Annotated in this window: 24 protein-coding genes; 16 read left to right on the plus strand and 8 right to left on the minus strand. The window is 59.1% G+C overall.

The genetic code is table 11. The features are described from left to right. Nucleotides 1-2: 2 nt before the first annotated feature. The 3 genes from BFL40_RS13245 (at nt 3) to BFL40_RS13255 (ending at nt 3,558) form a co-directional block, all read left to right on the plus strand. Nucleotides 3-1,163, plus strand: a complete 1,161-nt coding sequence (locus tag BFL40_RS13245) for an ABC transporter ATP-binding protein (protein WP_071484414.1) — start codon at nt 3-5, stop codon at nt 1,161-1,163. Nucleotides 1,164-1,247: 84 nt separating this feature from the next. Next, on the plus strand, nt 1,248-2,594 hold the full coding sequence (locus BFL40_RS13250) for a carbohydrate porin (protein WP_071484415.1): 1,347 nt from the start codon (nt 1,248-1,250) through the stop codon (nt 2,592-2,594). A gap of 118 nt (nt 2,595-2,712) precedes the next feature. Next, nucleotides 2,713-3,558, plus strand: coding sequence for a D-hexose-6-phosphate mutarotase (locus tag BFL40_RS13255; RefSeq protein ID WP_071484416.1), 846 nt, complete (start codon nt 2,713-2,715; stop codon nt 3,556-3,558). A 131-nt stretch (nt 3,559-3,689) separates the two neighbouring features. On the opposite strand, the gene BFL40_RS13260 is transcribed toward BFL40_RS13255, so the two are convergent. Beyond that, nucleotides 3,690-4,550, minus strand: coding sequence for a MurR/RpiR family transcriptional regulator (locus BFL40_RS13260; protein WP_174555598.1), 861 nt, complete (start codon nt 4,548-4,550; stop codon nt 3,690-3,692). Between the two features lie 219 nt (nt 4,551-4,769). Between BFL40_RS13260 and zwf the strand changes: the two genes are divergently transcribed. Genes zwf through BFL40_RS13275 form a run of 3 tightly spaced genes read left to right on the plus strand, consistent with a single transcriptional unit; the run spans nt 4,770 to nt 7,619 of the window. Continuing rightward, a complete protein-coding gene (gene zwf, locus BFL40_RS13265; RefSeq protein WP_071484417.1) occupies nt 4,770-6,236 on the plus strand; it encodes a glucose-6-phosphate dehydrogenase in 1,467 nt (488 codons plus the stop codon). Beyond that, nucleotides 6,223-6,936: a 6-phosphogluconolactonase gene (gene pgl / locus BFL40_RS13270; RefSeq protein ID WP_071484418.1), complete on the plus strand. Its 714-nt coding sequence runs from the start codon at nt 6,223-6,225 to the stop codon at nt 6,934-6,936. The genes zwf and pgl overlap by 14 nt, the downstream gene beginning before the upstream one ends. A gap of 17 nt (nt 6,937-6,953) precedes the next feature. Continuing rightward, on the plus strand, nt 6,954-7,619 hold the full coding sequence (locus tag BFL40_RS13275; RefSeq protein ID WP_071484419.1) for a bifunctional 4-hydroxy-2-oxoglutarate aldolase/2-dehydro-3-deoxy-phosphogluconate aldolase: 666 nt from the start codon (nt 6,954-6,956) through the stop codon (nt 7,617-7,619). Nucleotides 7,620-7,844: 225 nt separating this feature from the next. Here the strand turns inward: BFL40_RS13275 and BFL40_RS13280 are convergent, their stop codons facing one another. The 4 genes from BFL40_RS13280 to BFL40_RS13295 form a co-directional block, all read right to left on the minus strand. Next, complete coding sequence (locus BFL40_RS13280; RefSeq protein ID WP_071484420.1) at nt 7,845-9,020, minus strand: aminotransferase class V-fold PLP-dependent enzyme; 1,176 nt, start codon at nt 9,018-9,020, stop codon at nt 7,845-7,847. An 11-nt stretch (nt 9,021-9,031) separates the two neighbouring features. Continuing rightward, entirely contained in the window at nt 9,032-9,268 is a 237-nt protein-coding gene (locus tag BFL40_RS13285; protein ID WP_010208204.1) for a DUF3820 family protein, read from the minus strand. 231 nt (nt 9,269-9,499) lie between these two features. Then, nucleotides 9,500-9,970: a MaoC family dehydratase gene (locus tag BFL40_RS13290; RefSeq protein ID WP_003175719.1), complete on the minus strand. Its 471-nt coding sequence runs from the start codon at nt 9,968-9,970 to the stop codon at nt 9,500-9,502. Nucleotides 9,971-10,039: 69 nt separating this feature from the next. Then, the gene (locus BFL40_RS13295; protein WP_071484421.1) at nt 10,040-10,984 is read right to left on the minus strand and encodes an alpha/beta hydrolase; all 945 of its coding nucleotides are present in this window, start codon (nt 10,982-10,984) and stop codon (nt 10,040-10,042) included. Between the two features lie 199 nt (nt 10,985-11,183). On the opposite strand from BFL40_RS13295, the gene fadD2 reads away from it, so the two are divergent. Continuing rightward, nucleotides 11,184-12,872 (plus strand): long-chain-fatty-acid--CoA ligase FadD2, encoded by a 1,689-nt coding sequence (gene fadD2, locus BFL40_RS13300; protein WP_071484422.1) that lies wholly within the window; start codon nt 11,184-11,186, stop codon nt 12,870-12,872. 382 nt (nt 12,873-13,254) lie between these two features. Further along, the gene (gene fadD1 / locus BFL40_RS13305) at nt 13,255-14,946 is read left to right on the plus strand and encodes a long-chain-fatty-acid--CoA ligase FadD1 (RefSeq protein WP_071484423.1); all 1,692 of its coding nucleotides are present in this window, start codon (nt 13,255-13,257) and stop codon (nt 14,944-14,946) included. A 73-nt stretch (nt 14,947-15,019) separates the two neighbouring features. On the opposite strand, the gene BFL40_RS13310 is transcribed toward fadD1, so the two are convergent. Next, on the minus strand, nt 15,020-15,397 hold the full coding sequence (locus tag BFL40_RS13310) for a hypothetical protein (RefSeq protein WP_071484424.1): 378 nt from the start codon (nt 15,395-15,397) through the stop codon (nt 15,020-15,022). A gap of 210 nt (nt 15,398-15,607) precedes the next feature. On the opposite strand from BFL40_RS13310, the gene BFL40_RS13315 reads away from it, so the two are divergent. The 3 genes from BFL40_RS13315 to def all read left to right on the plus strand — a co-directional run bounded on the left by BFL40_RS13315 (nt 15,608) and on the right by def (nt 17,455). Continuing rightward, nucleotides 15,608-15,793 (plus strand): CsbD family protein, encoded by a 186-nt coding sequence (locus BFL40_RS13315; RefSeq protein ID WP_071484425.1) that lies wholly within the window; start codon nt 15,608-15,610, stop codon nt 15,791-15,793. A 168-nt stretch (nt 15,794-15,961) separates the two neighbouring features. After that, nucleotides 15,962-16,912 (plus strand): YihY/virulence factor BrkB family protein, encoded by a 951-nt coding sequence (locus tag BFL40_RS13320; protein ID WP_071484426.1) that lies wholly within the window; start codon nt 15,962-15,964, stop codon nt 16,910-16,912. 3 nt (nt 16,913-16,915) lie between these two features. Beyond that, complete coding sequence (def, locus tag BFL40_RS13325) at nt 16,916-17,455, plus strand: peptide deformylase (RefSeq protein ID WP_071484427.1); 540 nt, start codon at nt 16,916-16,918, stop codon at nt 17,453-17,455. A gap of 74 nt (nt 17,456-17,529) precedes the next feature. On the opposite strand, the gene BFL40_RS13330 is transcribed toward def, so the two are convergent. Together BFL40_RS13330 and BFL40_RS13335 are read right to left on the minus strand one after the other, a co-directional pair. Continuing rightward, a complete protein-coding gene (locus BFL40_RS13330) occupies nt 17,530-18,348 on the minus strand; it encodes a class I SAM-dependent methyltransferase (protein WP_071484428.1) in 819 nt (272 codons plus the stop codon). A gap of 60 nt (nt 18,349-18,408) precedes the next feature. Next, nucleotides 18,409-18,846 carry a GNAT family N-acetyltransferase gene (locus tag BFL40_RS13335; RefSeq protein ID WP_071484429.1) on the minus strand — a complete coding sequence of 146 codons (438 nt, stop codon included), beginning with the start codon at nt 18,844-18,846 and terminating at the stop codon, nt 18,409-18,411. A 301-nt stretch (nt 18,847-19,147) separates the two neighbouring features. On the opposite strand from BFL40_RS13335, the gene BFL40_RS13340 reads away from it, so the two are divergent. The 5 genes from BFL40_RS13340 (at nt 19,148) to BFL40_RS13360 (ending at nt 25,333) form a co-directional block, all read left to right on the plus strand. After that, the gene (locus BFL40_RS13340; protein ID WP_071484430.1) at nt 19,148-20,077 is read left to right on the plus strand and encodes a fatty acid desaturase; all 930 of its coding nucleotides are present in this window, start codon (nt 19,148-19,150) and stop codon (nt 20,075-20,077) included. Between the two features lie 9 nt (nt 20,078-20,086). Beyond that, on the plus strand, nt 20,087-20,878 hold the full coding sequence (locus BFL40_RS13345) for a phosphate/phosphite/phosphonate ABC transporter substrate-binding protein (protein WP_071484431.1): 792 nt from the start codon (nt 20,087-20,089) through the stop codon (nt 20,876-20,878). Between the two features lie 108 nt (nt 20,879-20,986). Next, nucleotides 20,987-21,511, plus strand: coding sequence for a sigma-70 family RNA polymerase sigma factor (locus tag BFL40_RS13350; RefSeq protein ID WP_071484432.1), 525 nt, complete (start codon nt 20,987-20,989; stop codon nt 21,509-21,511). Beyond that, nucleotides 21,508-22,446, plus strand: coding sequence for a FecR domain-containing protein (locus BFL40_RS13355; protein ID WP_071484433.1), 939 nt, complete (start codon nt 21,508-21,510; stop codon nt 22,444-22,446). Before BFL40_RS13350 ends, BFL40_RS13355 begins: the two co-directional genes overlap by 4 nt. Before the next feature lie 244 nt (nt 22,447-22,690). Next, nucleotides 22,691-25,333: a TonB-dependent receptor gene (locus BFL40_RS13360; protein ID WP_071484434.1), complete on the plus strand. Its 2,643-nt coding sequence runs from the start codon at nt 22,691-22,693 to the stop codon at nt 25,331-25,333. The last annotated feature ends 54 nt before the right edge of the window (nt 25,334-25,387 follow it).

Raw genomic sequence — 25,387 nt, forward strand, 5'->3', positions numbered from 1 at the left:
TCATGGCTACGCTTGAACTTCGCAATGTAAACAAGACTTATGGCGCCGGCCTGCCCGACACCTTGAAGAACATCGAACTGTCGATCAAGGAAGGCGAATTCCTGATTCTGGTTGGCCCTTCGGGGTGCGGTAAATCCACGCTGATGAACTGCATCGCAGGTCTTGAGACCATCACCGGCGGCGCAATCATGATCGGTGACCAGGACGTCAGCGGCATGAGCCCCAAGGACCGTGACATCGCGATGGTGTTCCAGTCCTACGCCCTGTACCCGACCATGAGCGTGCGCGAGAACATCGAATTCGGCCTCAAGATCCGCAAGATGCCCCAGGCCGATATCGATGCCGAAGTGGCGCGCGTGGCCAAGCTGCTGCAGATCGAACACCTGCTCAATCGCAAGCCGGGCCAGTTGTCCGGTGGTCAGCAACAGCGCGTGGCCATGGGCCGTGCCCTGGCGCGTCGGCCGAAGATCTACCTGTTCGATGAGCCGTTGTCCAACCTCGACGCCAAGCTGCGGGTCGAGATGCGCACCGAAATGAAACTGATGCACCAGCGTCTCAAGACCACCACCGTCTACGTCACCCACGACCAGATCGAAGCGATGACCCTGGGTGACAAAGTGGCGGTAATGAAGGACGGCATCATTCAACAATTTGGTACGCCGAAAGAAATTTACAACGACCCTGCTAACCTGTTTGTGGCAAGCTTTATCGGTTCACCACCCATGAACTTCGTTCCTATGCGTCTAAAACGCAAAGATGGCCAAATAGTAGCTCTGCTCGACAGTGGCCAGGCGCGTTGCGAATTGCCGCTGGGAATGAACGATGTTGGTTTGGAGGACCGTGACGTAATTCTGGGCCTGCGCCCTGAGCAAATCGTACTGGCGACGGGGGAGGGCAATAGCTCTTCGAGCATTCGTGCTGAAGTCCAGGTCACCGAGCCGACCGGCCCGGACACCCTGGTATTCGTGCAGCTCAACGACACCAAGGTTTGCTGCCGTTTGGCGCCGGATGTTGCGCCTCAGGTGGGCGAGACCCTGACGCTGCAGTTCGACCCTTCCAAGGTCCTGCTGTTCGACGCCAATACCGGCGAGCGTCTGGGCACCGCTTCTTCATCGCCCGCACAGGGGCATGCCGACAATGTGGCCCAATTCAAAGGCCGCTGAAGCAGGTAAGTTATTGTTTTTAATAAAAAAGTAACCCGCGTTAGATAAAAACAGTTAAATAACAATAAAGACGAGGATGTAGGGATGAAAAAGCAACACAACAACACCCGGTTGATCTGCCAACTGTCAGCAGCAGCAGCCCTGGTATTGTCCGCCAATGCGATGGCGGCCGATGCATTCAGCGCCGATTCCAAGTGGATGACCGGCGATTGGGGCGGTGAGCGTACCAAGCTGATCGAGCAAGGTATCGACATCAAGGCGGATTACGTCGGTGAAGTCGGTGGCAACCTTGGCGGTGGCTACAACAACGACAAAACTGCCCGTTACGCAGACCAATTCGGTCTGGGCGTAGCACTGGACCTGCAAAAGCTGTGGGGCTGGGATAACACCCAGGCCAAGATCCAGTTGACCAATCGTAATGGTGCGAACATCTCCAACGACCGCATTGGTGACCCACGTGCCGGCACCTTGAGTTCGTCTCAAGAAGTTGATGGCCGTGGCCACATGGTGCGTCTGACCCAGTTCTGGATTCAGCACCAGATGTTCGACAACAAGCTGGACGTGAAGCTCGGTTACTTCGGTGAAGGCGAAGACTTCAACACCTTCCCGTGCGACTTCCAGAACCTGTCGTTCTGCGGCTCCCAGGTCGGTAACTACGTAAACACCTGGTACAACTGGCCGGTCGCCCAGGCCGCTATCCGCGTGAAGTACAACATCACGCCTGAGCTGTATGCGCAAATCGGTGCGTACAACCAGAACCCGTCGCAGTTGGAGCACGGTAACGGCTTCAAACTCAGCGGCAGCGGCACCAAGGGCACCGTGATTCCGGTGGAATTGGTCTGGTCACCGAAAGTGAATAACCTGCCGGGCGAATACCGTGTGGGTTACTACAAAAGCGCCGCCGATGCCAACGACGTACTTAAAGATGTCAATGGCAACGACGCAGCGACCACTGGGGCGGCCTACCGTGTGCGCAGCAGCAAAACCGGTTACTGGTTCGTTGCGCAACAGCAACTCACCACCCATAACGGCGACGCTTCCCGTGGTCTGAACATCGCGGCCAACGCCACCTTCCACGACAAAGACACCAACCTTGTCGACAACTATCAGTCGCTGATGCTGGTGTACAAAGGGCCATTCGACGCGCGTGCAAAAGATGACGTCGGTATCGGTTTCTCTCGCATCCATGCCAACAGTGACGTGAAGAAAAACGCTGAGCTGTACAACGAGGCTAACGGCTTCACCGATTACAACCAAGCGGGTTACGCCCCGTTGCGTAACACCGAGTACAACGTTGAAGTTAACTACGGCTTCCACGTTACCAACTGGCTGACCGTGCGTCCTAACCTGCAGTACATCGCCAACCCAGGCGGTGTGAAGCAAGTCGACAACGCGGTGGTAGCGGGCCTGAAAATTCAGTCTACGTTCTAACGCTGTTGCGATAAGCTCCTCTCTCTGTGCGCATTTTGCGGGTAGCCATGGCTACCCGCTTTTTTTTGTGTAAGCGCCGGTTTGCCGGCGCCTACAAAGATATTCAGGACCGTGGCACATGCATGAGCATCCGCTGCAACGCTTTTTCAAATCCCTGCGCGAGCGTCCGGTGTTCGCCTGGGAGCGCTTTCAGATGCGCGACGTGTTGGTGATTGACCATCCGCTGTGCCAGGCGGTGTTCAGTCGCCAGGGCGCGCAATTGCTGCACTTTCAGCCCAAGGGCCAGAAGCCATGGCTGTGGTGCGCAGCCAAGTGGCCGCAAGTCGGCGCCATTCGTGGTGGCGTGCCGGTGTGCTGGCCGTGGTATGGCCGTCACCCGAGCGAAAATGCCTGGCCATCCCATGGTTGGGCGCGGCTGATCGACTGGAAACTGCTCGACAGCAGCACCGACGACGACGGTGTACGTCTGCACTGGCAATTGCAGTTGTGCGACTGGCAGGTGGACCTGCACGCTCACCTGGGGGAAACCCTGGAACTACGCCTGAGTACCGAGCATCAGGATGAGCTGCCGTGCCAGTTGAGCCATGCTTTGCATGCGTATTGGCGTATTGGTAACGTCGGTGAGATAGCGCTGTCTGGGCTCGATGGAGCGCAAGGTTATGACCAGCTTAATCGCCAGGTTTGCCAGCAGGAAGGCGAGTTGCGGGTGGATGGCGGGTGCCAGCGGGTGTTCCAGCATGACGGTGAATTACACCTCAAGGATCACGCCTGGCAGCGTGAGCTGTGTATCGACACCGGCGACAGCGCTGACACCGTGGTGTGGCATCCGGGTAGTCGGCCGTTGTTGGGGGTGAGCTTTAACGAGGCGTCGGGGTTTGTGTGTGTAGAGTCAGCGATGGCCGGAGCCAGTTTGGCGCCGGGGGAGAGGGCGCATCTCAGTTTGCAGGCCAGGGCTGGGGTTTAGTGGTGTTTAGATCGTTCCCACGCTCCGCGTGGGAATGCATCCTGTGACGCTCCGCGTCACGACTTTCAAGAGCGGACGCGGGGCGTCCAGGGCGGCATTCCCACGCGGAGCGTGGGAACGATCATGCTGACTTAGTTGAATTCATCCCCAACCGGATACCGGCTGTCATTCAAGCTTTCTTTGATCTTGCGCAAATGCGGCTGGAAATCCACGCCACGGCGCAAGGTCATGCCCGTCGCCAACACATCCAACACCGTCAGCTGGATGATCCGCGAGGTCATCGGCATGTAGATGTCAGTGTCTTCCGGCAGCGGAATGTTCAGGCTCACCGTACTGGCCTTGGCCAGTGGCGAATTTTCGGCGGTCACGCCCAGTACCGACGCACCGTTTTCCCGAGCAATGCGCGCCACTTCCACCAACTCGCGGGTACGCCCGGTGTAGGAAATGATCACGAACAGCTCGCCCGTGTGTGCCACCGAGGCGATCATGCGCTGCATCAGCACGTCGGCATGAGCGGTCACTGCCAGGTTGAAGCGGAAAAACTTGTGCAGCGCATCCATGGCCACCGGTGCTGAAGCACCAAGGCCGAAGAAGTGGATCTGCCGCGCCTGGATCAACAGGTCCACGGCCTTGCTGATCAAGTTCGGGTCCAGGGCCTGGCAGGCGCTGTCCAGGGATGCAATGGCGCTGCCAAAGATCTTCTGCGTGTAGGCCTCAGGGTTATCATCGGCCTCCACGGCACGGCTGACATACGCCGCACCACTGGCCAGGCTTTGCGCCAGTTGCAATTTAAGTTCAGGGTAACCGCTGACGCCGAACGAACGGCAGAAACGGTTGACCGTCGGTTCACTTACCGAAGCGGCTTGGGCGAGGGCGGCGATCGAGAAGCGGGTCGCCTGCTGCGGGTTGAGCAGGATAACCTCGGCGACTTTTTTCTCAGCCTTGTTCAATTCTTCGAGGCGGTTCCGGATCTGTTCCAGAAGATTTCGCACGCGGTCCATTCAGTCTTTCCTTCGGGCGACGATGCAAATAAAGGGCGGCAACCAATCGACGAGTGGCCCTTTGCGGTGGCCTATCCTACTGAGGGTAGCTGAACACCACCACTCGGAATGCGTATTTTGGGAAAATGTTGTGGTTATTACTACATTTTTCCTTGAGTGATGCCTTGAAAAAAGGTATTTGTAGCTTAACTTGATAAAAGAACAAACATCATGCCTTTGATAACCGTAGAACCCTGCACCTTTGCCCTGTTTGGCGCGTTGGGTGATCTGGCGCTGCGCAAGTTATTTCCTGCCCTCTATCAACTCGATGGCGCCGGGCTCTTGCACGACGACACCCGCATCCTGGCCCTGGCCCGTGAAGCCGGTACCGAGCAACAGCACCTGGCCCATATCGAAAAAGAACTGCGCAATTACGTCGGCAAGGAACTGGACGAAGCCGTGGCCGCGCGCTTTCTTGCGCGTCTGGCCTATGTGCACGTCGATTTCAAGAACGCCGACGATTACGTCGCCTTGGCCGAAAAGGTCGGTGCCGAACAGCGTTTGATTGCCTACTTCGCCACCCCTGCGGCGGTGTACGGCGCGATCTGCGAAAACCTGGCCAAGGTCGGCCTGGCGGAAAACACCCGTGTCGTGCTGGAAAAACCGATCGGTTCGGACCTGGAATCCTCGCGCAAGGTCAACGACGCCGTGGCGCAGTTTTTCCCGGAAAACCGCACCTACCGCATCGACCATTACCTGGGCAAAGAAACCGTCCAGAACCTGATTGCCCTGCGTTTCGCCAACAGCCTGTTCGAAACCCAGTGGAACCAGAACTACATCTCCCACGTGGAAATCACCGTGGCCGAGCAGGTCGGTATCGAAGGCCGTTGGGGCTATTTCGACAAGGCCGGCCAACTGCGGGACATGATCCAGAATCACCTGCTGCAACTGCTTTGCCTGATCGCCATGGACCCGCCGGCGGACCTGTCCGCCGACAGTATCCGTGACGAGAAGGTCAAGGTGCTCAAGGCCCTGGCGCCAATCAGCCCGGAAGGCCTGACCACCCAAGTGGTGCGCGGTCAATACATCGCCGGCTACAGCGCCGGCAAACCGGTGCCGGGTTACCTGGAAGAAGAGAACTCCAACACCCAGAGCGACACTGAGACCTTCGTCGCCCTGCGTGCCGATATTCGTAACTGGCGTTGGGCCGGGGTGCCGTTCTACCTGCGCACCGGCAAACGCATGCCGCAAAAACTGTCGCAGATCGTCATCCATTTCAAGGAACCGTCCCACTACATCTTCGCCCCCGAGCAGCGCCTGCAGATCAGCAACAAACTGATCATCCGCCTGCAACCGGACGAAGGTATTTCCTTGCGCGTGATGACCAAGGAGCAAGGCCTGGACAAAGGCATGCAACTGCGCAGCGGCCCACTGCAACTGAATTTTTCCGACACTTATCGCAGCGCACGGATTCCCGATGCCTACGAGCGGTTGTTGCTGGAAGTGATGCGCGGCAATCAGAACCTGTTTGTCCGCAAAGATGAAATCGAAGCCGCGTGGAAGTGGTGTGACCAGTTGATCGCCGGGTGGAAAAAATCCGGTGATGCGCCCAAGCCGTACGCGGCGGGTTCCTGGGGGCCGATGAGCTCAATTGCACTGATCACGCGGGATGGGAGGTCGTGGTATGGCGATATCTGAATTGAAACTGCCTCAGGGCGTCAGCGTCCATGAGTACCGTACGCCCGTGCTGTTGGCGGACGGCTTGGCGAATGACGTGGCCGGGCAACTGCGCGCGGCCATCAGTGCCCGCGGCGAAGCGACCCTGGTGGTGTCGGGTGGTCGCAGCCCTGTGGCGTTCTTCCAGAACCTGGCCAAGCAGGGCCTGGACTGGTCCAAGGTCACCATTACCCTGGCCGATGAACGCTGGGTGCCGGTGGAGCACGCCGACAGTAACGCCGGTTTGCTCAAGCAGCACTTGCTGCAAGGTCCGGCGGCCAACGCGAAGTTTTTGAGCCTGTACAGCGCCGCCGCCAATCTTGAGGACGCAGCCTTGCAGGCCGATCGCCTGCTGGGTGAGTTGCCGGCTATTGATGTGCTGGTACTCGGCATGGGTGATGACGGCCACACCGCATCGTTGTTTCCCAACAGCCCGAATCTGACCGAAGCCCTGCAGCCCGACGGTACCCGCCGTTGCTGGCCGATGCTGGCGCCGACCGTGCCGCACCAGCGCCTGACCATGAGTCGTGCGCTGCTGGCCACGGCCCACTACACCGTGCTGTCGATTTCCGGCAGTTCGAAATTGACCACCTTGAGCGCCGCGCTGGCCAGTGACGACGTTGCTGCCATGCCGATTCGCGCGTTTTTGCAACCTACTTTAGAGATTTACTGGTGCCCATGAGCCAAGGATCAGCCGCTATGAAAAGCCCTCAATCGACCGTGTCCATGGCGGACAAAGTTGCCCTGATCGACAGCCTCTGCGCCAAGGCGCGGATCCTGCCGGTGATCACCATCGCCCGCGAACAGGACATCCTGCCGCTGGCCGATGCCCTGGCAGCCGGTGGTTTGACCGCATTGGAAGTGACCCTGCGTTCCGAGTTCGGCCTCAAGGCCATTCAGGTACTGCGCGAGCAACGCCCTGAGCTGTGCACCGGTGCCGGCACCGTGCTGGATCGCCACATGCTCGAAGCGGCCGAAGTGGCTGGCTCGCAATTTATCGTCACCCCGGGCATTACTCGCGACCTGCTGGAAGCCTCGGTGCACAGCCCGATCCCGCTGCTGCCCGGCATCAGCAACGCCTCCGGCATCATGGAAGGCTATGGCCTGGGTTATCGCCGCTTCAAATTGTTCCCGGCTGAAGTCAGCGGCGGCGTTGCAGCGATCAAGGCGCTCGGCGGCCCGTTCGGCGAAGTGAAATTCTGCCCAACCGGCGGCGTGGGCCCGGCCAACATCAAAAACTACATGGCGTTGAAAAACGTAATGTGCGTGGGTGGTAGCTGGATGCTGGACCCTGAGTGGGTCAAGAACGGCGACTGGGCCCGTATCCAGGAAGTCACCGCCGAGGCGCTGGCGCTGCTGGATTGATCTGATTTACCGAATCGTTGTTGCTGTGCTTAACGGCATTTTTGCGGTGCACTTGGTCGGTGTACCGCTTTTTTTTGCCTGTAATAATCACACAAGACCCAGCCGTAGCAGCTGTCGAGCGAGAGCGAGGCTGCGTTAGCCACGCCGCTGTCATCCAGCCCTGCGCTGAAACCGAGGTGCGCCCGACGCAGCCTCGCTGGCGCTCGACAGCTGCTACGGTCGGGCTCAGTCACTGGCCAACTCAGTAATGGCTTTGATCAGCACACCGATGTCTTCAGCAGACGTCATCAACCCCGGCGTCACCCGAATGCACGTACCAAACGCCGCCCCGACACGGGTAGTAGTAAACAGGTCGTAATCCTTGAGCAAACGATCGACCATCGCCTGCTGATCCCGCCCGGTAAACTTAAAGGCCGTAATCCCGCAATACAGCCGTGGATCATCCGGTGTCAGCACCTCGATCCCCGGCAACGCACGCACCTGGCTCACCCACAGGTCTCGCAGATAATTGACCCGCGCCCCTTTGGCCGCCGAGCCACCCACTGCGCGATGTTCTTCAAATACCAGCGGCAAGGTCATCAGTGCCGGGAAGTTTGGCGTGCTGTAGGACGTGCGTGCACGTACGTCGGTGACCGGGTAATGAAACTCGCCCATGTCCGGGTCGATATCGGCCAGGCGCTCGGGGGCTATATACAGAAAGCCCAGGGTCAGCGGTGCGCCGATCCATTTATGCAGGTTGAAACCGGCAAAGCTGATGCCCAGTTCGGCGAGGTTGAACTCGACCTGACCCAGGGCATGGGCGCCGTCGAGGATCACGTCAACGTCATGCTCACGCGCGGCCTTGGCAATGGCCTCGACGGGCATCACCAGGCCGGTGCGGTGGGTGACATGGGTCAGCGCCATCAGTTTGAGGCGTGGGTGCTGAGCGAACGCATCGCGGTAGGTCTGCACTAGGCTGTCGAAGCTCGCCGGGTGAGTGTGGGAGACCTCGACCACCTCCACACCGCGGACACCCGCCAACCAACGCATGGCGCCTTTGACCGTGTCGTACTCCAGGTCGCTGATCAACACTTGGTCGCCCGGTTGCAGGCGGTTGTAGTTGCGGATCAGCGACTGCAAGGCCTCGGTAGCGTTACGGGTGAAGGCCACCGACTCAGGGTCGACGTCGATCAACTCAGCCAGTTGGCGACGGATCTCGACGTTTTCGCCCTGTTCGAAGCGCTGGCGCACGTAGAGTGAATTACTGCGGTTGATAAACGCAACGTGCTCCAGGTAGTGCGCCCGTATCACGCGGCTCATGCGACCGAAGTAACCGTTTTCCAGGTTGATCGGGCCAGGCTCCAGCTCATAGCGCTGGGCGATGGCCTGCCAGTGAAGTTCGTTATCTGCATTCCTTGGCATGGCGTGGGCTCTTAATGACGAGGGGCGGGTTTGCCATGTTTGGCGCGTAGCGGTTCCAGCAGTTCGGACAGGCCGTTGCTGTCGATTTCCTGCATCAATGCCAGCAAGCCACCGAGCTCGCCGTGGGGGAAACCTTCACGGGCAAACCAGTTCAGGTAGGGCCCGGGCAGGTCGGCGATGATCCGTCCCTTGTACTTGCCGAAGGGCATTTCGCGGGTGATCAGCAGTTCGAGTTTTTCCGGATTCATGGGGCTTCAGATGCGTCAGTCGAGGCTTTGGAAAATACAGGCATTCTGCATGAAGGCCAAATGACAGATCATGCATATAAAGCGCATACAGATTTATTGATAATTAAGAATTAAGTTGTTTTTTTGCTTGGTGCGATAAGGTGAAAAACCTGCGTAATCAAGCCCACACTCGTTCGTAAGCGTTGGATAAAAAAGCCCCGCAAATGCGGGGCTTTTTTGTCGGTGCTGGAATCAGCCAATGCTGATCGGCGGCAGCTCGGTCAACGTCACGACCTGCTGCTTGCGCGGTGCGAGGATTTCCGCCTCACCGTCCACCACCAACTCATCGCGCTGGTTAAATACGCGAGTGGCAATGCGCACGCGAAACTTCGGCAGCTTCTCGAGGATTTCCAGGCGCACCGTCAGGGTGTCGCCAATTTTCACCGGCTTCTGAAAGCTCATCTGCTGACCGATGTAGATCGTGCCCGGTCCAGGCAACTCGCAGGCTACTGCCGCACTGATCAGCGCGCCGCTGAACATGCCGTGGGCGATACGCTCCTTGAACATGGTTGCCTTGGCGTACTCGGCGTCCAGGTGCACTGGGTTGTGGTCACCGGACATTGCGGCGAACAGCTGGATATCGCGTTCTTCGACAGTCTTGCTGTAGCTGGCGGTCTGGCCGACTTCGAGGGCTTCGTACGGGGTGTTGGTAACCTGAGTCATCTAAAAGTGCATCCTGTGGCTAATCGGTAATTATCGGCTGTTTTTAAACGGCTGATTTTAAATGGAAAATTATTCGCAGCGAGTCGGCCTGCGCAAAGCCAGGGCCTGGTCGAGCCACGTCAGCACATCCGCAATGACTTCATCGCGGTTGGTTTCGTTGAACACTTCATGTCGCGCCTGCGGGTAGATAGTCAATTGCAGGTTCTGGCAGCCGGCCTCACGCAGTGCATGGGCCAGGCTTTTGAGACGCTTGCCTTCGCTCACCGGATCACATTCGCCGCCCATTACCATTATCGGCAGGCCAGGGTTGATCTGGGCGAGATTGGACGCTTTGCTGATTTGCTGCAAGCCGCCCAGCAGGTCGATCCACAGCTGGTTGGTGCAGCGGAAGCCGCAGAGCGGGTCATTGATGTATTTGTCGACCTCATCCGGGTCACGGCTGAGCCAATCAAACGCCGTGCGATTGGGCTTGAACGCCTTGTTGAATGAGCCGAACGACAGGAACTCGATCAGCGCACTGCGCCCGCGCAGGCCTTGGCGCGCACGCTCAATACGCGCAATCACCCCGGCAGCGCGGTACAGCGCCACCGGCTGGAAGTTCGAGCCGCTGAGAATCGCTCCGCTCAAGCTAGCGCTGTGATGCAGCAGATAGGCCTGGGCGATATAGCTGCCCATGCTGTGGCCCAGCAGGATGATTGGCAGTCCTGGCTGTTGATGCGCAATGTGCTGGTTGAGGCTGGCCAGGTCGCCCACCACTTTGTTCCAGCCGTCCTGTTCTGCGTACAACCCCAAGGTGCCTTCGTCGGCAGTGCGGCCATGGCCACGCTGATCCGGCGCATACAGCCCGTAACCCGCCCCGCACAACGCTTCGGCCAGGCGCGCATAGCGACCACTGTGCTCGGCCATACCGTGGGACAGCATGATCAGTGCCTTGGCCGGGCCGTCCGGCAACCATTGATTGACGTACAGGCGGCTGCGGTCATTCGCGGTCAGCCAGAAGGTGCTGTGATTCATGGCGCTTCCTTTGCTCGGGGTCGTTGCAGTGTATAGCTCATCTGCCGGGGGCTGGGGTATCTGCCTACGCATCAGGGGCAAGATTCATACAATCAATGACACGGTTTGGCGTATTTGCCTGTTTGGCCATAGCTGCTAACGTCCCCAAAGCTCCGCTTTTTATAGCGGCCGGATACATTCAGGTAAGAGGACAAGAATAATGCAACCTGATTTCTGGAATGACAAACGCGCGGCGGGCGTTCCCAATGACATCGACCTGACCACCTACAAGTCGGTGATCGAGGTCTTCGAGCGCTCCTGCAAGGCTTTTGCCGACCGTCCGGCCTTCAGCAACATGGGCATTACCCTGACCTACGCCGAGCTTGAGCGCCAGAGTGCGGCGTTCGCCGGCTACCTGCAACAACACACCGACCTCAAGCCCGGCGATCGCATTGCGGTACAGATGCCCAACGTGCTGCATTACCCGATTGCCGTATTCGGGGCCCTGCGTGCCGGGCTGATCGTGGTTAACACCAACCCGTTGTACACGCCGCGCGAGATGCGCCACCAGTTCAAGGACGCCGGCGTGCGTGCGCTGGTCTACCTCAACCTGTTCGGTTCGCGGGTGCAGGAAGTGTGCACCGACACCGAGATCGACTACCTGATCGAAGCCAAGATGGGCGACTTCATGCCCGCCGCCAAGGGCTGGCTGATCAACACGGTGGTCGACAAGGTGAAGAAGATGGTCCCGGCCTACAACCTGCCACGGGCCGTGTCGTTCAAACGCGCCTTGCGCATGGGCGCGGGCCTGGGCGTGACCCGGCATCCCGTGACCCTGGATGACATCGCCGTGCTGCAATACACCGGTGGCACCACCGGCCTGGCCAAGGGCGCGATGCTTACCCACGGCAACCTCGTCGCCAATATGCAGCAGGCGCGGGCGTGTATGTCCCAGGTCACTGACGACGGTCAGCCGCTGGTGCGAGAAGGGCAGGAGGTGATGATCGCGCCGTTGCCGCTGTACCACATCTATGCGTTCACGGCGAACTGCATGTGCATGATGGTGACCGGCAACCACAACGTGCTGATCACCAATCCACGGGACATCGGCGGTTTTATCAAGGAACTGAAAAAGTGGCGGTTCTCCTGCCTGCTTGGGCTGAACACGCTGTTTGTGGCGCTGATGGACCACCCCGACTTCAAAACCCTGGACTTCTCCCACCTCAAGATCACCAATTCCGGCGGCACCGCACTGGTCAAGGCCACGGCCGAGCGTTGGAAGGCGTTGACCGGTTGCTCCATCGGCGAAGGTTACGGGCTGACCGAAACCTCACCGGTGGCCAGCACCAACCCCTATGGCAGCCAATCGCGGCTGGGCACCGTGGGCATTCCAGTGCCGGGCACCGCGATGAAAGTCATTGATGATGAGGGCCACGAGTTGCCATTGGGCGAACGTGGTGAGTTGTGCATCAAGGGTCCGCAGGTGATGAAGGGCTACTGGCAGCAACCGGTCGCTACCGCCGAGACCTTGGACGCCGAGGGCTGGTTGAAGACGGGGGACATTGCAGTGATCGACGCCGATGGGTTTGTACGCATTGTCGACCGCAAGAAGGATTTGATCATCGTCTCGGGTTTCAACGTGTACCCCAACGAGATCGAAGATGTGGTGATGGCGCACCCGGCGGTGGCTAACTGCGCGGTGATCGGCGTGCCGGATGAACGCACGGGGGAGGCGGTGAAGCTATTTGTCGTGGCGCGGGCGCAGGGCGTGAGCCTTGAGGAGTTGAAGACGTATTGCAAGACCAACTTCACCGGGTACAAGGTGCCCAAGCATATTGTGTTGCGGGACTCGTTGCCGATGACGCCGGTGGGCAAGATTTTACGGCGTGAGCTGCGCGACATCGCCTGATGTGAATCAGGCTCAAAAATGTGGGAGCGGGCTTGCTCGCAAATGCGCTGGTTCAGTCACCAAATGTATCGACTGAGCCACCACATTCGCGAGCAAGCCCGCTCCCACATTTTATTTATCGCTCTGTAAAGCCCATTCCAGAGCGTTTGCTTGGGTGATTTTATAGTTATTCCAAGTGTGACCAGATATTGTAGGACAGTCATGTTTATGACTGTGGGACCCTCTTTTGGCTCTAGGCGGCCCTTGGCAAAGCTGCTACTCTCGGCGCGCTTTGTGACTTCTCGGCCTGCTTGAAAGCGCCAGACTCACCTTAAAAAACATACACCAATAATAATCGCATCAAATGCGATGATGAATTCGCGTCGCTGAGGAGTGGGCTTCCATGAACGAAGACTTTTGGAAGGATAAGTACCCCGCCGGGATTGCTGCAGACATCAATCCAGACGAGTATCCGAATATTCAGGCGGTACTGAAACAGTCCTGCCAGCGCTTCGCCAACAAACCGGCTTTCAGCAACCTGGGCAAGACAATCACCTACGGTGAATTGTACGAATTGTCCGGTGCGTTCGCCGCGTATCTGCAACAACATACCGACTTGAAGCCCGGTGATCGAATCGCCGTGCAACTGCCCAACGTCCTGCAATACCCGGTTGCAGTGTTCGGTGCTATCCGTGCCGGCCTGATCGTGGTCAACACCAACCCGCTGTACACCGCGCGGGAAATGGAACACCAATTCAATGATTCCGGGGCCAAGGCTCTGGTTTGCCTGGCCAACATGGCCCACTTGGCGGAAAAGGTCGTGCCCAAGACCGCCGTCAAGCACGTGATCGTCACCGAAGTTGCCGACCTGTTGCCGCCGCTCAAGCGCCTGCTGATCAACAGCGTCATCAAGTACGTGAAGAAAATGGTCCCGGCCTATCACTTGCCCCAGGCGATCAAGTTCAACGACGTGCTGGCCAAGGGGCACGGCCAACCGGTCAGCGATGCCAGCCCCGCCAGCAGCGACGTAGCGGTGCTGCAATACACCGGCGGCACCACCGGCGTGGCCAAGGGCGCGATGCTCACCCACCGCAACCTCGTCGCCAACATGCTGCAGTGCAAGGCCTTGATGGGCTCGAACCTCAACGAAGGTTGCGAGATTCTGATCACGCCACTGCCGCTGTACCACATCTATGCGTTCACCTTTCATTGCATGGCGATGATGCTGATCGGCAACCACAACATCCTGATCAGCAACCCGCGCGATTTGCCGGCGATGGTCAAGGAACTGTCGAAGTGGAAGTTCAGCGGCTTCGTTGGCCTGAACACCTTGTTCGTGGCGCTGTGCAACAACGAAGGTTTCCGCAAGCTGGATTTCTCCGCGCTGAAAGTCACCCTGTCGGGCGGCATGGCCCTGCAACTGGCGGCCGCCGAGCGTTGGAAAGCCGTGACCGGCTGTGGCATCTGCGAAGGTTACGGCATGACCGAAACCAGCCCGGTGGCCACTGTCAATCCGATCCAGCATGTCCAGATCGGCACTATCGGCATTCCCGTGCCATCGACCCTGTGCAAGGTCATCGCCGATGACGGCACCGAGTTGGCGTTGGGTGAAACCGGCGAGCTGTGCGTCAAGGGCCCGCAAGTGATGAAGGGCTACTGGCAACGCGAAGACGCCACTGCCGAGATCCTCGACAGCGAAGGCTGGTTGAAGACCGGTGACATCGCGATCATCCAGCAAGATGGCTACATGCGCATCGTCGATCGCAAGAAGGACATGATTCTGGTCTCCGGTTTCAACGTTTACCCCAATGAGCTGGAAGACGTGCTGGCGACCCTGCCGGGCGTACTGCAATGTGCGGCCATCGGCGTGCCGGACGAAAAATCCGGAGAGCACATCAAGATCTTCATCGTGGTCAAGCCGGGGGCTACCCTGACCAAGGACCAAGTGATGGAACACATGCGTGCCAACGTCACCGGCTACAAGGTGCCCAAGGCCGTGGAGTTTCGTGATGCGTTGCCGACCACTAACGTGGGCAAGATCCTGCGCCGTGAGTTGCGCGATGAAGAACTGAAGAAGCTGGGCCTGAAAAAGTAACCCAATAAAAAACCCCGCAATGCGGGGTTTTTTATTGTTGGATTGGAATGCAATCCAATGTGGGAGCGGGTTGTTACAGCGCGAACTGCGCGAAGCTCACGCCAGCCCCGGTTGGCCGCACATCCTTCAAAAACGAATCTTTGTCCGCGCTCAGCTCCAAGGTGATTTCCGGGCTGCGCTTGCCTGCATTGCGCACCACCAGTCCTTCGAGCTTTTCGCGCAGGAACACCGTCGGCACCTTCAGGTGCAGCAACTGGTCGGACTCGGCGTTGTGCATCAACAAGTGAATCCACTCGTACTGGCCCACGGAAATACGCCCCACCGGCAGGTCGAACCACCAGATGTTGCGTTTGCGGTCCAGGTCGGTGAAGTGGCAGTTGTTGACGCCGAGTACGGCACCGCCCAGTTCCTGGTTTCTGCGGGCGATGGCCTGTGCTTTATTGAGTTTCATAACCTTCCTACGGGATCTGTTATTCAGCGTTATAGCCTGAATGTGCCGGGCATTCTCGTGGGTTGGCCGCAAAACATAAAGCCAAACCTGCGTCGGCGATTAAATGTGCGATGAAATGCCCCCTGAAAATAATTGAAACTCTGCCGAACCGCCCCGGGTCAATCTCTAGGTAATGACCAAAACCCTTGATTGTTCTTTCGGAGAAATACCATGGGCAGCACAGCGGATAAGGCAAAAGGTTTGAAAGACGAAGTTGTCGGCAACATCAAGCAAGGCATCGGCAAAGTCACCGGCAACGACAAGCTGCGCGTTGAAGGCGTGGTGCAGGAAAAGAAAGGCCAAGTCGAAAAAGCGATTGGCGACACCAAAGATGCGGTAAAAAAAGCGACCCAGTAGGCCTGTTATTGAACAGCCAAGCGGCCATCCACGGATGGCCGTTTTTATGTCATCTGCTGACGCTAAAGTTTCGAAATTGTTTCAAGGTCGCCAAATGAGCTACCTTGATGTAGAAAACGGCCCCTGAGTCGCCCACGAACTCAACCTTTTGCGGCGAAAGGAGACGCTATGATTTTTCCGGTACTACAAGGCCTCAAGTTGCACAAAGTCCTGGTGCGCACCGTCACGGAGTTTCTCGATGACGAGATGCCCACCTACGCCTCGGCACTGGCCTACCAGATGCTGTTTTCCTTGTTTCCCTTTCTGCTGTTCCTCATCGCCCTGATCGGTTTTCTACACCTGCCGGACTTTTTCACCTGGCTGCGCATGCAATCGGAACTGGTGTTGCCGCCTCAGGCGTTGGACCAGGTCAACCCCGTGATCGACCAGTTGCAACAATCCAAGGGTGGCTTGCTTTCGGTGGGTATCGTGATCGCGCTGTGGACCGCCTCTGCCGGCGTACGCCTGATGATGAGCGCGATGAATGCCGCCTACGACGTGGTAGAGGGGCGGCCAATCTGGAAGCGGTTTCCCCTTTCTGTGTTCTACACCATCGGTATCGCTGGCATGCTGCTGGCCGCTGCCGCGCTGATGGTGCTTGGCCCGCAGGTGATGGAGTGGCTCGCCGCGCAGATCGGCATGCAGGAATTCGTGGTCACGTTATGGACCATCCTGCGCTGGCCGCTGATCGTGATTTTGCTGATGTTCTCCGTGGCCCTCATGTACTACGTGATGCCTGATGTGAAGCAGAAATTTCGCTTTATCACCCCAGGCTCGGTGCTGGCCGTGGTGGTGTGGATCGTCGCTTCCCTGGGTTTTGGTTACTACGTCAAAACCTTTGCCGACTACAACGCCATGTATGGCAGTATCGGTGCGATCATCGTCCTGCTCCTGTACTTTTATATTTCAGCCGCCGTGCTGCTGCTCGGGGCGGAGATGAATGCGGTGATCGAGCACATGTCTGCCGAAGGCAAGAACCCTGGCGAAAAGGGTTTCGACCAGCACGCGACGGATGAAAAACAGCACGTCTCAGGCTTAGGCCGCGACCCCTCACTCAAGCCCACTACTGATGAAGCCTGATCGATGATCCGTGAAATCCTGAAAATGGGCGACGAGCGCCTGCTGCGTATCGCGCCACCGGTTCCGCCGGAAATGTTCGACAGCCCTGAGCTGTGGCAACTGATCGACGACATGTTCCAGACCATGGAGCACGTGGGCGGTGTCGGCCTGGCCGCACCGCAAATTGGCGTCGACCTGCAACTGGTGATCTTTGGTTTCGAGGCCAGTGAACGTTACCCCGACGCGCCGCCGGTGCCGCAGACCATCCTGATCAACCCGCTGATCACGCCTCTGAGCCCGATAGTGGAAGAGGGTTACGAGGGTTGTCTTTCCGTGCCGGGCTTGCGCGGTGCTGTGAACCGTTACCAGCAGATTCGCTATGAAGGTTTCGACCCCAAGGGTGAGCCGATCGTACGCATCGCCGAAGGCTTCCATGCGCGGGTGGTGCAGCACGAGTGCGATCACCTGATTGGCCGGTTGTACCCGTCGCGGATTACCGACTTCAGCAAGTTCGGGTTTATTGAAGTGATGTTCCCCGATATGGACCCAACGGCTGACGAGTAACCCCTGACACACCCAAAACCTAAACTGTGGGAGCAGGCAAGCCAGCTCCCACATTGGTTTCTACGTTCATCCGGTTATTTGCTGGGTTTAACAAACCGCAACGTCATCCGATCCGACTCACCAATCGCCACATACTTCGCCTTATCCTGCTCCCCCAACTTCAACGTCGGTGGCAACGTCCAGACGCCCGCGGGATAGTCCTTGGTGTCCTTTGGGTTGGCGTTGACCTCACTTTGTCCCGCCAGCTTGAACCCTGCATCGGTCGCCAGCTTCACCACCTGGGCCGTGGTCAGGTAACCACTGTCCTTGATGGCTGTCAGATCCGCTCCATCCTTGGCCCGGTGATCTTCCACGCCGAGCACACCGCCCGGTTTGAGCACCTTGTAGAACGCGCTGAATGTGGCCTGGGCGGTATCCGCCAATACCCAGTTATGCACATTGCGGAAGGTCAGCACGGCGTCGACCGAAGCGGGTTTGCCGAATACCGGGGCCTTGGGGTCAAACTCGACCACCTGAGCCTTGGCATAACGCGCAGGGTCGGCGGCGAATTTCTTTTTCAGGTTCTCTTCGGAGGTACGCGCGTAGGCGCTGCTGCTCGCTGCCTGCACGGCGGCAATGTAATGCCCATGCTCCTTGAGCAACGGCGCCAGCAGTTCGCTGTACCAACCGCCTCCAGGGGTGATTTCAATCACACTCTGTTTGGCGCCCAAGCCAAAGAATTCCAACGTCTGCTGCGGGTGGCGATAGCCGTCGCGCGCGCTGTTGGCCGGGTCGCGCCAACTGCCGGTGAGCACGCTTGAGTATTGCTGGGCGGTAATCGGAGCATCGGCTGCCTGGCTCAAAGTCGGGGCGAGCAGGGCGGTAAGAGATAGGGCTGCAAGCGTCTTTTTCATGATCATCCTGTGAGAGGGCCACTGTGCCGCCGAGGCTAGCATGGGCCCTGCACTGGCCGATCACACATTATCCGAGGTCGACCTCACCAAACGATCTAAGCCCATGGCGATCATCGGTTTGTTGCGCTTGTAGCGCACTAATCGTTCGCTGAGGGATTGAGGCAGCACCGTGTTCTGGGTGAAGCCCATGCGTTGATACAACCCTTCCAGGTCCGGATGGCACAACAACCAAACCGTGCCGTCCACTGACGCCACCGCCTGAAGAATCAACCGCGCCGCCAGCCCTTTGCCGCGATAGGCCGGGTCCACAAACACCCCGGTCAACCACTGCCCACCGACCACTGGCGTCAGACACAGGCCGCCCACAATCTCGCCGTCTCGAGCCACCCACAAATGCCCGCCCTTGAGCGCCTTCATCGACGAATCATGGCTGCGGTAAAACTTGTTCAGCAGCGGCCACAGCGGCTCTGCCAGCAGATCGATGGTCAACTCGGGCATGGTGTTCAGGCAACATAATCAAGGGGCGGGGATTATAAGCGCCTTCTGTAGCGCAATAGGTGTTATACCCAATGCTACATCCCCTTCACGTGGAGTACGCATCATGTCCAAAGGTATGGATTCAAAGAAAGCCGCGAAGAAAAAACCGGCCAAGACCGCCGATGAAAAACGCGCCGAAAAGAAAGCCAAAAAATCCGACACCGGCTTGTTCGGCCATTAAGTTCCAAGCTTAGAACCAAATGATCTGCAAGATTTTCCGGCCTCAATGCACAGAGCAGGAAACACCTGCTCTGAGCTGCCGATGGCCAACTATCTTGATCTGACCCAACGCCGGGAAATCGAAGCCCTGGCCCAACGATTTACTGCAAAAACCGAATGGCCGACCTGGCTGTTGTTGATCGGCGTGTATGCCGGCTGGTTCGCCGTGATGCTCGGCAGCCACTGGCTGGGCCTGTGGCTGAGCACCCTGTTGCTGATTCCGCTGGTCACGCTGTGGCTGTCGGTGCAGCACGAGTTGCTCCACGGCCATCCCACCCGTTCCCTTCTTTTGAACAAGCTGCTCGGCTACGCCCCATTTGCCGTGTGGTACCCCTACACCCTGTACCGTGACAGCCACCTGTTGCACCACAACGACGAAGACCTGACCCTGCCGGGCATCGACCCGGAAAGCCGCTACCTGAACCAACACCAATGGGACAACAGCTCGCTGTTCGAACGAGGTGTGCATTGGCTGACCAAAACCGTGCTTGGCCGTTTCCTGTTGTCGGCACCGCTGGCGATAGGGCAACTGGCTCGCCATGAGTGCCAACGCCTGCCCCAGGTATGGCCGATGTGGCTGGCCCATGGTGCCGTAACTATTCTGATGCTGAGTTTTATCGCCCACTACAGCGTATTGCCGGTGTGGCATTACCTGCTGCTGGTCAGCGTGCCGGCCTTGTCCCTGGCGTCGATCCGTTCCTACTATGAGCACCGCCCGCATCCACAGCCGGAACAGCGCACTGTGCTCAATGAAGCCTCCTGGCCGTGGACCTGGCTGTTTCTGAACAACAACCTGCACTTGGTGCACCACGACTTGCCGAAACTGCCCTGGTATTTACTGCCAACGGTCTATCGCGCTCGCCGCGAACAATGGGTCGCGCGTAGCGGTGGTTTTCTGGTGCAGGGTTATGGGCAGTTGATCAGCCGCCACGGCCTCAAGGCCATCGACAGCCCCCGGCACCCTTTTGCGTGAGAGACGACCATGAGTGATCACTACGCTGAGCTGCTGATGTACGTGGCGCCGGAGCAAGTACAGCAGGCTAACCAACAGTGGTTGGCGCGTATTTTTGAACGCTTGAACCTGCGCCGCCGCGACGCCGGCCATCTTGACCTGCTCGGCCTGTGGCTCGCCCCCGAACTGCTGGTCACCCAAACGTGTGGCTACCCGCTGATGACCCAACTGCGTGGCCAAGTGCGCGTGATCGGTCGCCCACGCTACGAGCTGGCCCACAGTAGTAACGGCGAGCATTGCAGCCTGTTGCTGGCCCACGACGACAACCCGCGCACCACACTGGCAGATTTCTACAACAGCCGCGGCGTGATCAACGGCCACGACTCCAACAGCGGCATGAACCTGCTGCGCGAGCGCCTCGCACCGTTGCAGCGCGACGGCCGTTTCTTCGCCAGCGTCGATATCAGCGGCGCCCACCGCGAAAGCCTGCGGTGGCTGCGGGAAAAGCGCGCCGACCTCGCCGCCATCGACAGCGTCACCTACGACTACCTTGCGCGTTTCTCCCCGCAAGAAGTGGCGGGGCTGCGCATTGTCAGCCACAGCGCGCCGAGCCCGACGTTGCCGTATATCGGTTCGCTGGGTTTGAGTGATGAGGGCCTGAAGCAGATTCGCGAGGCGATGAACCTGGCGTTGCAGGATTTGTCGCAGGTGGTTGAGACGTTGGGTATACAAGAAGTCCTCCCGGCCAATGAAGACGACTACCACGTGTTGCTGGATTACCAGCAACGAGCCGTCAGCGCCGGTTATCCGATACTTCAATAAGGTTATATAAAAATACCTTTTAAATATTATTAAAGAATAAGCAGCCTTGCTAGGATCGCTCCACCGGAACACCGGACATAACGCGCAACCTACTCAGATGGAGCCACTATGTCCGGCGCCGACACTTCTCACAGCGATTACGTGGGCGGATTGTTCCGCAGTCATTACGACTGGCTGTGCAGCCGTTTGCACCGCCACCTCGACTCCCGCGCGCACGCCGAAGACATCGCCGCCGACACCTTTGTCCAGCTCCTGAGTTCACCGGGACTGAGCGCGTCTGGGGTAGCGCCGATTCGTCAGCCCCGTGCCTTGCTCACCACCATCGCCCAGCGTTTGATGTACCAGCTGTGGCGCCGCCGTGACCTGGAGCGCGCCTACCTCGATGCACTGAGCAACGACGAGATGGCCACCGCGCCGTCCCCTGAAGACCTGGCGCAAATGCTCGAAGCCCTGCAAGCCATCGACCAGTTGCTCGACGGCTTGCCGGCCAAGGTCAAGGCGACGTTCCTGTTATCCCAACTCAATGGCCTGACCTACCCGCAAATCGCCGCCGAACTGGGCATCTCCCAGCGCTCGGTCAGCGACTACATGGCTCGCGCGCTCAACCGATGCCTGCGGCTGTGCCTGGAATGAGCGACGAACTGATCGAGAGCGCCACGCGCTGGTACGTGCTGCTGCGCTCGGGCCAGGCCAATGCGTCGGATTGGCAGCGTTATCACCAGTGGCGTGCGGCCGACCCTCGTCATGATGCTTTGTGTCAGCAATTGGAAATGCGCCTTGGTGTATTTCAGGTTCCTCAGGCGCAGGGCGTGAGCGGCAAAGTGCTGCAGCAGGCACTGGATGCGCCTTCCAGTCGTCGTCATGTGCTGCAGATCGCTTTGATGGGGGCCGGTGTGGCGTTGGGTGCCGCTTTGTTGGCCAAGCCCGTGGGCTTATCGGAGCTGACGGCGGATATCCGTACCGGCATCGGTGAGCGCCGCACCGTCACCTTGGCCGATGGCAGCGAATTGCTGCTCAACGCGCAAAGCGCGGCAGATATTCAGTTCAACCCGCAACAGCGCCTGGTACGCCTGCGCGAAGGCGAGTTGCTGGCCAAGGTCGCCAGCGATCGCAGTCGACCGTTTCTGATCCAGACCGACCAGGCGCGGCTGCGCGCCTACGGCAACCGCTTTTTGGTGCGTGAACGGGAAGGGCAGGGCCAAGTCGTCGCGCTTAACGGTGCCGTGGAAATCGACAGCCGCAACGGTGAACGCCTGCAACTTGCCGCCGGCCATGAAGTGCATTACGACCGCGCCGGCTTCGGCCCGGTGCAAGCCAGCTCTTCTGGTGCCACTGCCTGGATCGACGGCTTCCTGCAAGTGCGCGACCGCCCGCTGGCTGAAGTGATCGATGCGTTGCGCCCTTATCACAATGGCGTGCTGCGCCTGGACCCAGCCGTGGCCGGGTTGCGCGTCAGTGGCCTGTATCGCCTCGACAACCCCCAGCAAATCCTCGACACCCTGGCGCGCACCTTGCCCATCCACATCACCCGACGCACCGGCTTGTGGGTGACCGTCAGTGCCACGTGAGCCACAGATGAACGTGCGTAGCAGCTGTCGAGCTTTAGTGAGGCTGCGTAGGGGCCACCTCGCTGTATCTGTTAGACCCAGTCGCCTGCATCGCAGCCTCGCTAAAGCTCGACAGCTCCTACGGGGAGTTGGGCGTTCTAAGGACATAACCAAACGATCTGCAAGTTTTCCTCCCGCCATCCCACATCACTCCCGTAAGCGCTGCGGGGAGCAGCGTTCTCGAGTTTCCTTGGGGGGAGCCAACGTGAGTCAGTTCAACCGTGTACCGCTTCGAACCTTTGCCCTGGTGCCGTTGGCCAGCCTGTTTTTCTCATTTACCGCCAGCGCCGAAGAGGCGCGTCAGGTCTATCACATTGCCCCGGGCCCTCTGGATGAAGTGCTGCTGAACATCAGCCGCCAGAGTGGCCAGGTGATTTCCTTCACCCCGCAACTGGGCAGTTATTCCTCGGCCACTGTCGACGGTTCGCTGTCGGCGCAGCAGGCGGTGGACGCTGCGCTCAAGGGTACCGGCCTGCAAGTGCAAGTCAGTCCGGACGGTGCGTTCATCATCAAGGAAGGCGCCGCCAAAAGCGCCCAAGCCACCAGCAATCTAAAGGCTCAAACCAGCGCTGCAAAGGCACCGACCCTTGACCGCGTGGTCGCCATCGGTACCCGTCGCAGCGACGCCACGGCCTTGACCAGCGCGGCCCCGGTGGATGTGATCAACGCCGAAGAACTCAAACAGACCGGCGCTACCAGCCTCAACCAGGCACTGTTCCAACTGCTGCCCTCGTTCAACTTTCCACAGAACCAGAGCGCCACCCGAGGCCAGAACCCCAAGGGTGCGTCCCTGCGTGGCCTGGCCCCGGACCAGACGCTGGTGCTGATCAACGGCAAGCGCCGCCACGCCTCGGCGGTGGTGAATATCTCCGGCGGCGTACCGTTCATTGGCGCGCAGCCGGTGGACCTGGACATGATCCCGATCAGCAGCATCGATCATGTCGAAGTGCTGCGCGATGGCGCCTCGGCGCAGTACGGCTCGGATGCGGTGGCGGGTGTGGTCAACATCGTGCTCAAAGAGCGTGACAGCGGCGGCCAGCTCAACACCCAACTGGGTAAATACGCCCAGGGCGACGGCTTCAGCAAAACCACCGACGGCTGGTACGGCCTGGGGTTGCCGGGGGATGGTTTCCTCACCCTGAGTTTCAACACCCTCAACAACAAACCCACCGACATTGGCGACAAATACGTCGCCGGCGGCCAGCTGCAAGACCCGCGCTGGGGTGGTGCCGGGCGGGACAAGTTCAACCTGGCGGCCAACGCCGAGATCGGCTTGAGTGACCAGTGGCGCCTCTACAGTTTCGCCACCTTTGGCCAGGACAAGTCGGTGAACAACACGCCGCCGCTGCTGGCCAATAACCCCAACAACGTGCCGGGGATCTACCCCGGCGGCACCATCCCCAAATACCGCTATCGCTACGAAGACGGTGCCCTCACCGTGGGTACCCGCTACGAAGACGAGACCCTCGGCCGCTTCGATCTGAGCGCTACTTACGGTCGCGACAAGCATGATGAACTGGCCTTCGATACGGTCAATCCCAGCTACGGCCTGAACAGCCCGACCAAATTCAACGTGGCCACATTGATCAACGACCAGACCAACCTTGGCCTGGATTACGCCAAGGACCTGGACGTCAACTGGTCAAGCCACCCGCTGACGGTGTCGGCGGGCATTGCCTACCGCCACGAGCAGTATCGGTTGGAGCAGGGTGACTACGAGTCCTACTCATTTGGCGGCATCAACGGCGTACAGGTCGGCGCAGTTCAAGCCTCCGGCCTGACACCTGACGACGCCGGCACCTACAAGCGTGACGTTGGTGGCGTGTACTTCGGCCTGGAACATCAGCTCACCGACAAATTCCAGGTCGGCCTGGCCGGGCGCACCGAGCACTATTCGGACTTCGGTTCCGCGACCACCGGCAAGCTCTCGGCGCGTTATGACTTCACTCCGCAAGTGGGCCTGCGCGCTACGGTGAACAACTCGTTCCGTGCGCCGACCCTGGGCCAGATCGGTACCTCGTGGACCACCACCACCAACGTCGACATCAACGGCAACCCGGTGCTTACCCGCATGCTGCCCGCCGACAACCCGGCCGCCCGCGCCCTGGGTGCCGAGCCGCTGAAGCCGGAGAAGTCGACTAACTACTCGCTGGGCCTGGTGCTGCGCCCGATCGAACAAGCCTCGCTGACCATCGACGCCTACCAGATCTCGATTCGTGATCGATTGCTCTACAGCGGCGGCATTTCCGGACCGCGCGCGGAGCAGATCCTTCAGCAAGCCGGCTTTGGCCAGTACACCTGGGCGCAGTTCATGACCAACGCGGCGAACACCCGCACTCGGGGCGTCGACATTGTCGGCAAGTACAACCTGGATTTGGCGCAGTACGGCGCGTTGAGCCTGTCAGCCGGTTACACCAAGGCCCGCACCACGATTGAGAAGGTCCACGAAAACCCCAACGGTTTCGACATCCTCACCCGTGAGGCCCGAGGTTTCCTCGAGCACGGCTACCCCGAAGACAAGCTGGTACTCGGCGCTACCCACAAGATTGGCGCCTGGACCATCGCCCTCAGCGAAACCCGTTACGGCGAATACCGCAAATACGCCGCCAGCGAAGCCAACGCCCAGTACGACCAGACCTTCGCCGCGCAATGGAACACCGACCTGGACGTGAACTACGCCTTCACCCAGCAACTGCGCTTGTCGGTCGGCGCCAACAACCTGTTCGACAGCAAACCCGACGACTTCAATACCCGCCTGCGCCAGACCCCAGGCCAGCAGTACAGCTACCTGTCGCCGTCGGCGCCGGAAGGGGCGTTCTACTACACGCGGCTCAGTTATGACTTTTAAGAAAACTTGAAGAACACACCGGTCCAGTGTGGGAGAGGCGGTGCCCACTTTGGA

This window comes from Pseudomonas costantinii (genome assembly GCF_001870435.1).
In the GTDB taxonomy this organism is placed as follows: Bacteria; Pseudomonadota; Gammaproteobacteria; order Pseudomonadales; family Pseudomonadaceae; genus Aquipseudomonas; species Aquipseudomonas costantinii.

Coding starts and splice junctions, on each gene's coding strand:
- BFL40_RS13245 (WP_071484414.1), top strand. CDS start 3: ATGGCTACGCTTGAACTTCGCAATGTAAACAAGACTTATGGCGCCGGC.
- BFL40_RS13250 (WP_071484415.1), top strand. CDS start 1,248: ATGAAAAAGCAACACAACAACACCCGGTTGATCTGCCAACTGTCAGCA.
- BFL40_RS13255 (WP_071484416.1), top strand. CDS start 2,713: ATGCATGAGCATCCGCTGCAACGCTTTTTCAAATCCCTGCGCGAGCGT.
- zwf (WP_071484417.1), top strand. CDS start 4,770: ATGCCTTTGATAACCGTAGAACCCTGCACCTTTGCCCTGTTTGGCGCG.
- pgl (WP_071484418.1), top strand. CDS start 6,223: ATGGCGATATCTGAATTGAAACTGCCTCAGGGCGTCAGCGTCCATGAG.
- BFL40_RS13275 (WP_071484419.1), top strand. CDS start 6,954: ATGAAAAGCCCTCAATCGACCGTGTCCATGGCGGACAAAGTTGCCCTG.
- BFL40_RS13280 (WP_071484420.1), bottom strand. CDS start 9,020: ATGCCAAGGAATGCAGATAACGAACTTCACTGGCAGGCCATCGCCCAG.
- BFL40_RS13285 (WP_010208204.1), bottom strand. CDS start 9,268: ATGAATCCGGAAAAACTCGAACTGCTGATCACCCGCGAAATGCCCTTC.
- BFL40_RS13290 (WP_003175719.1), bottom strand. CDS start 9,970: ATGACTCAGGTTACCAACACCCCGTACGAAGCCCTCGAAGTCGGCCAG.
- BFL40_RS13295 (WP_071484421.1), bottom strand. CDS start 10,984: ATGAATCACAGCACCTTCTGGCTGACCGCGAATGACCGCAGCCGCCTG.
- fadD2 (WP_071484422.1), top strand. CDS start 11,184: ATGCAACCTGATTTCTGGAATGACAAACGCGCGGCGGGCGTTCCCAAT.
- fadD1 (WP_071484423.1), top strand. CDS start 13,255: ATGAACGAAGACTTTTGGAAGGATAAGTACCCCGCCGGGATTGCTGCA.
- BFL40_RS13310 (WP_071484424.1), bottom strand. CDS start 15,397: ATGAAACTCAATAAAGCACAGGCCATCGCCCGCAGAAACCAGGAACTG.
- BFL40_RS13315 (WP_071484425.1), top strand. CDS start 15,608: ATGGGCAGCACAGCGGATAAGGCAAAAGGTTTGAAAGACGAAGTTGTC.
- BFL40_RS13320 (WP_071484426.1), top strand. CDS start 15,962: ATGATTTTTCCGGTACTACAAGGCCTCAAGTTGCACAAAGTCCTGGTG.
- def (WP_071484427.1), top strand. CDS start 16,916: ATGATCCGTGAAATCCTGAAAATGGGCGACGAGCGCCTGCTGCGTATC.
- BFL40_RS13330 (WP_071484428.1), bottom strand. CDS start 18,348: ATGAAAAAGACGCTTGCAGCCCTATCTCTTACCGCCCTGCTCGCCCCG.
- BFL40_RS13335 (WP_071484429.1), bottom strand. CDS start 18,846: ATGCCCGAGTTGACCATCGATCTGCTGGCAGAGCCGCTGTGGCCGCTG.
- BFL40_RS13340 (WP_071484430.1), top strand. CDS start 19,148: ATGGCCAACTATCTTGATCTGACCCAACGCCGGGAAATCGAAGCCCTG.
- BFL40_RS13345 (WP_071484431.1), top strand. CDS start 20,087: ATGAGTGATCACTACGCTGAGCTGCTGATGTACGTGGCGCCGGAGCAA.
- BFL40_RS13350 (WP_071484432.1), top strand. CDS start 20,987: ATGTCCGGCGCCGACACTTCTCACAGCGATTACGTGGGCGGATTGTTC.
- BFL40_RS13355 (WP_071484433.1), top strand. CDS start 21,508: ATGAGCGACGAACTGATCGAGAGCGCCACGCGCTGGTACGTGCTGCTG.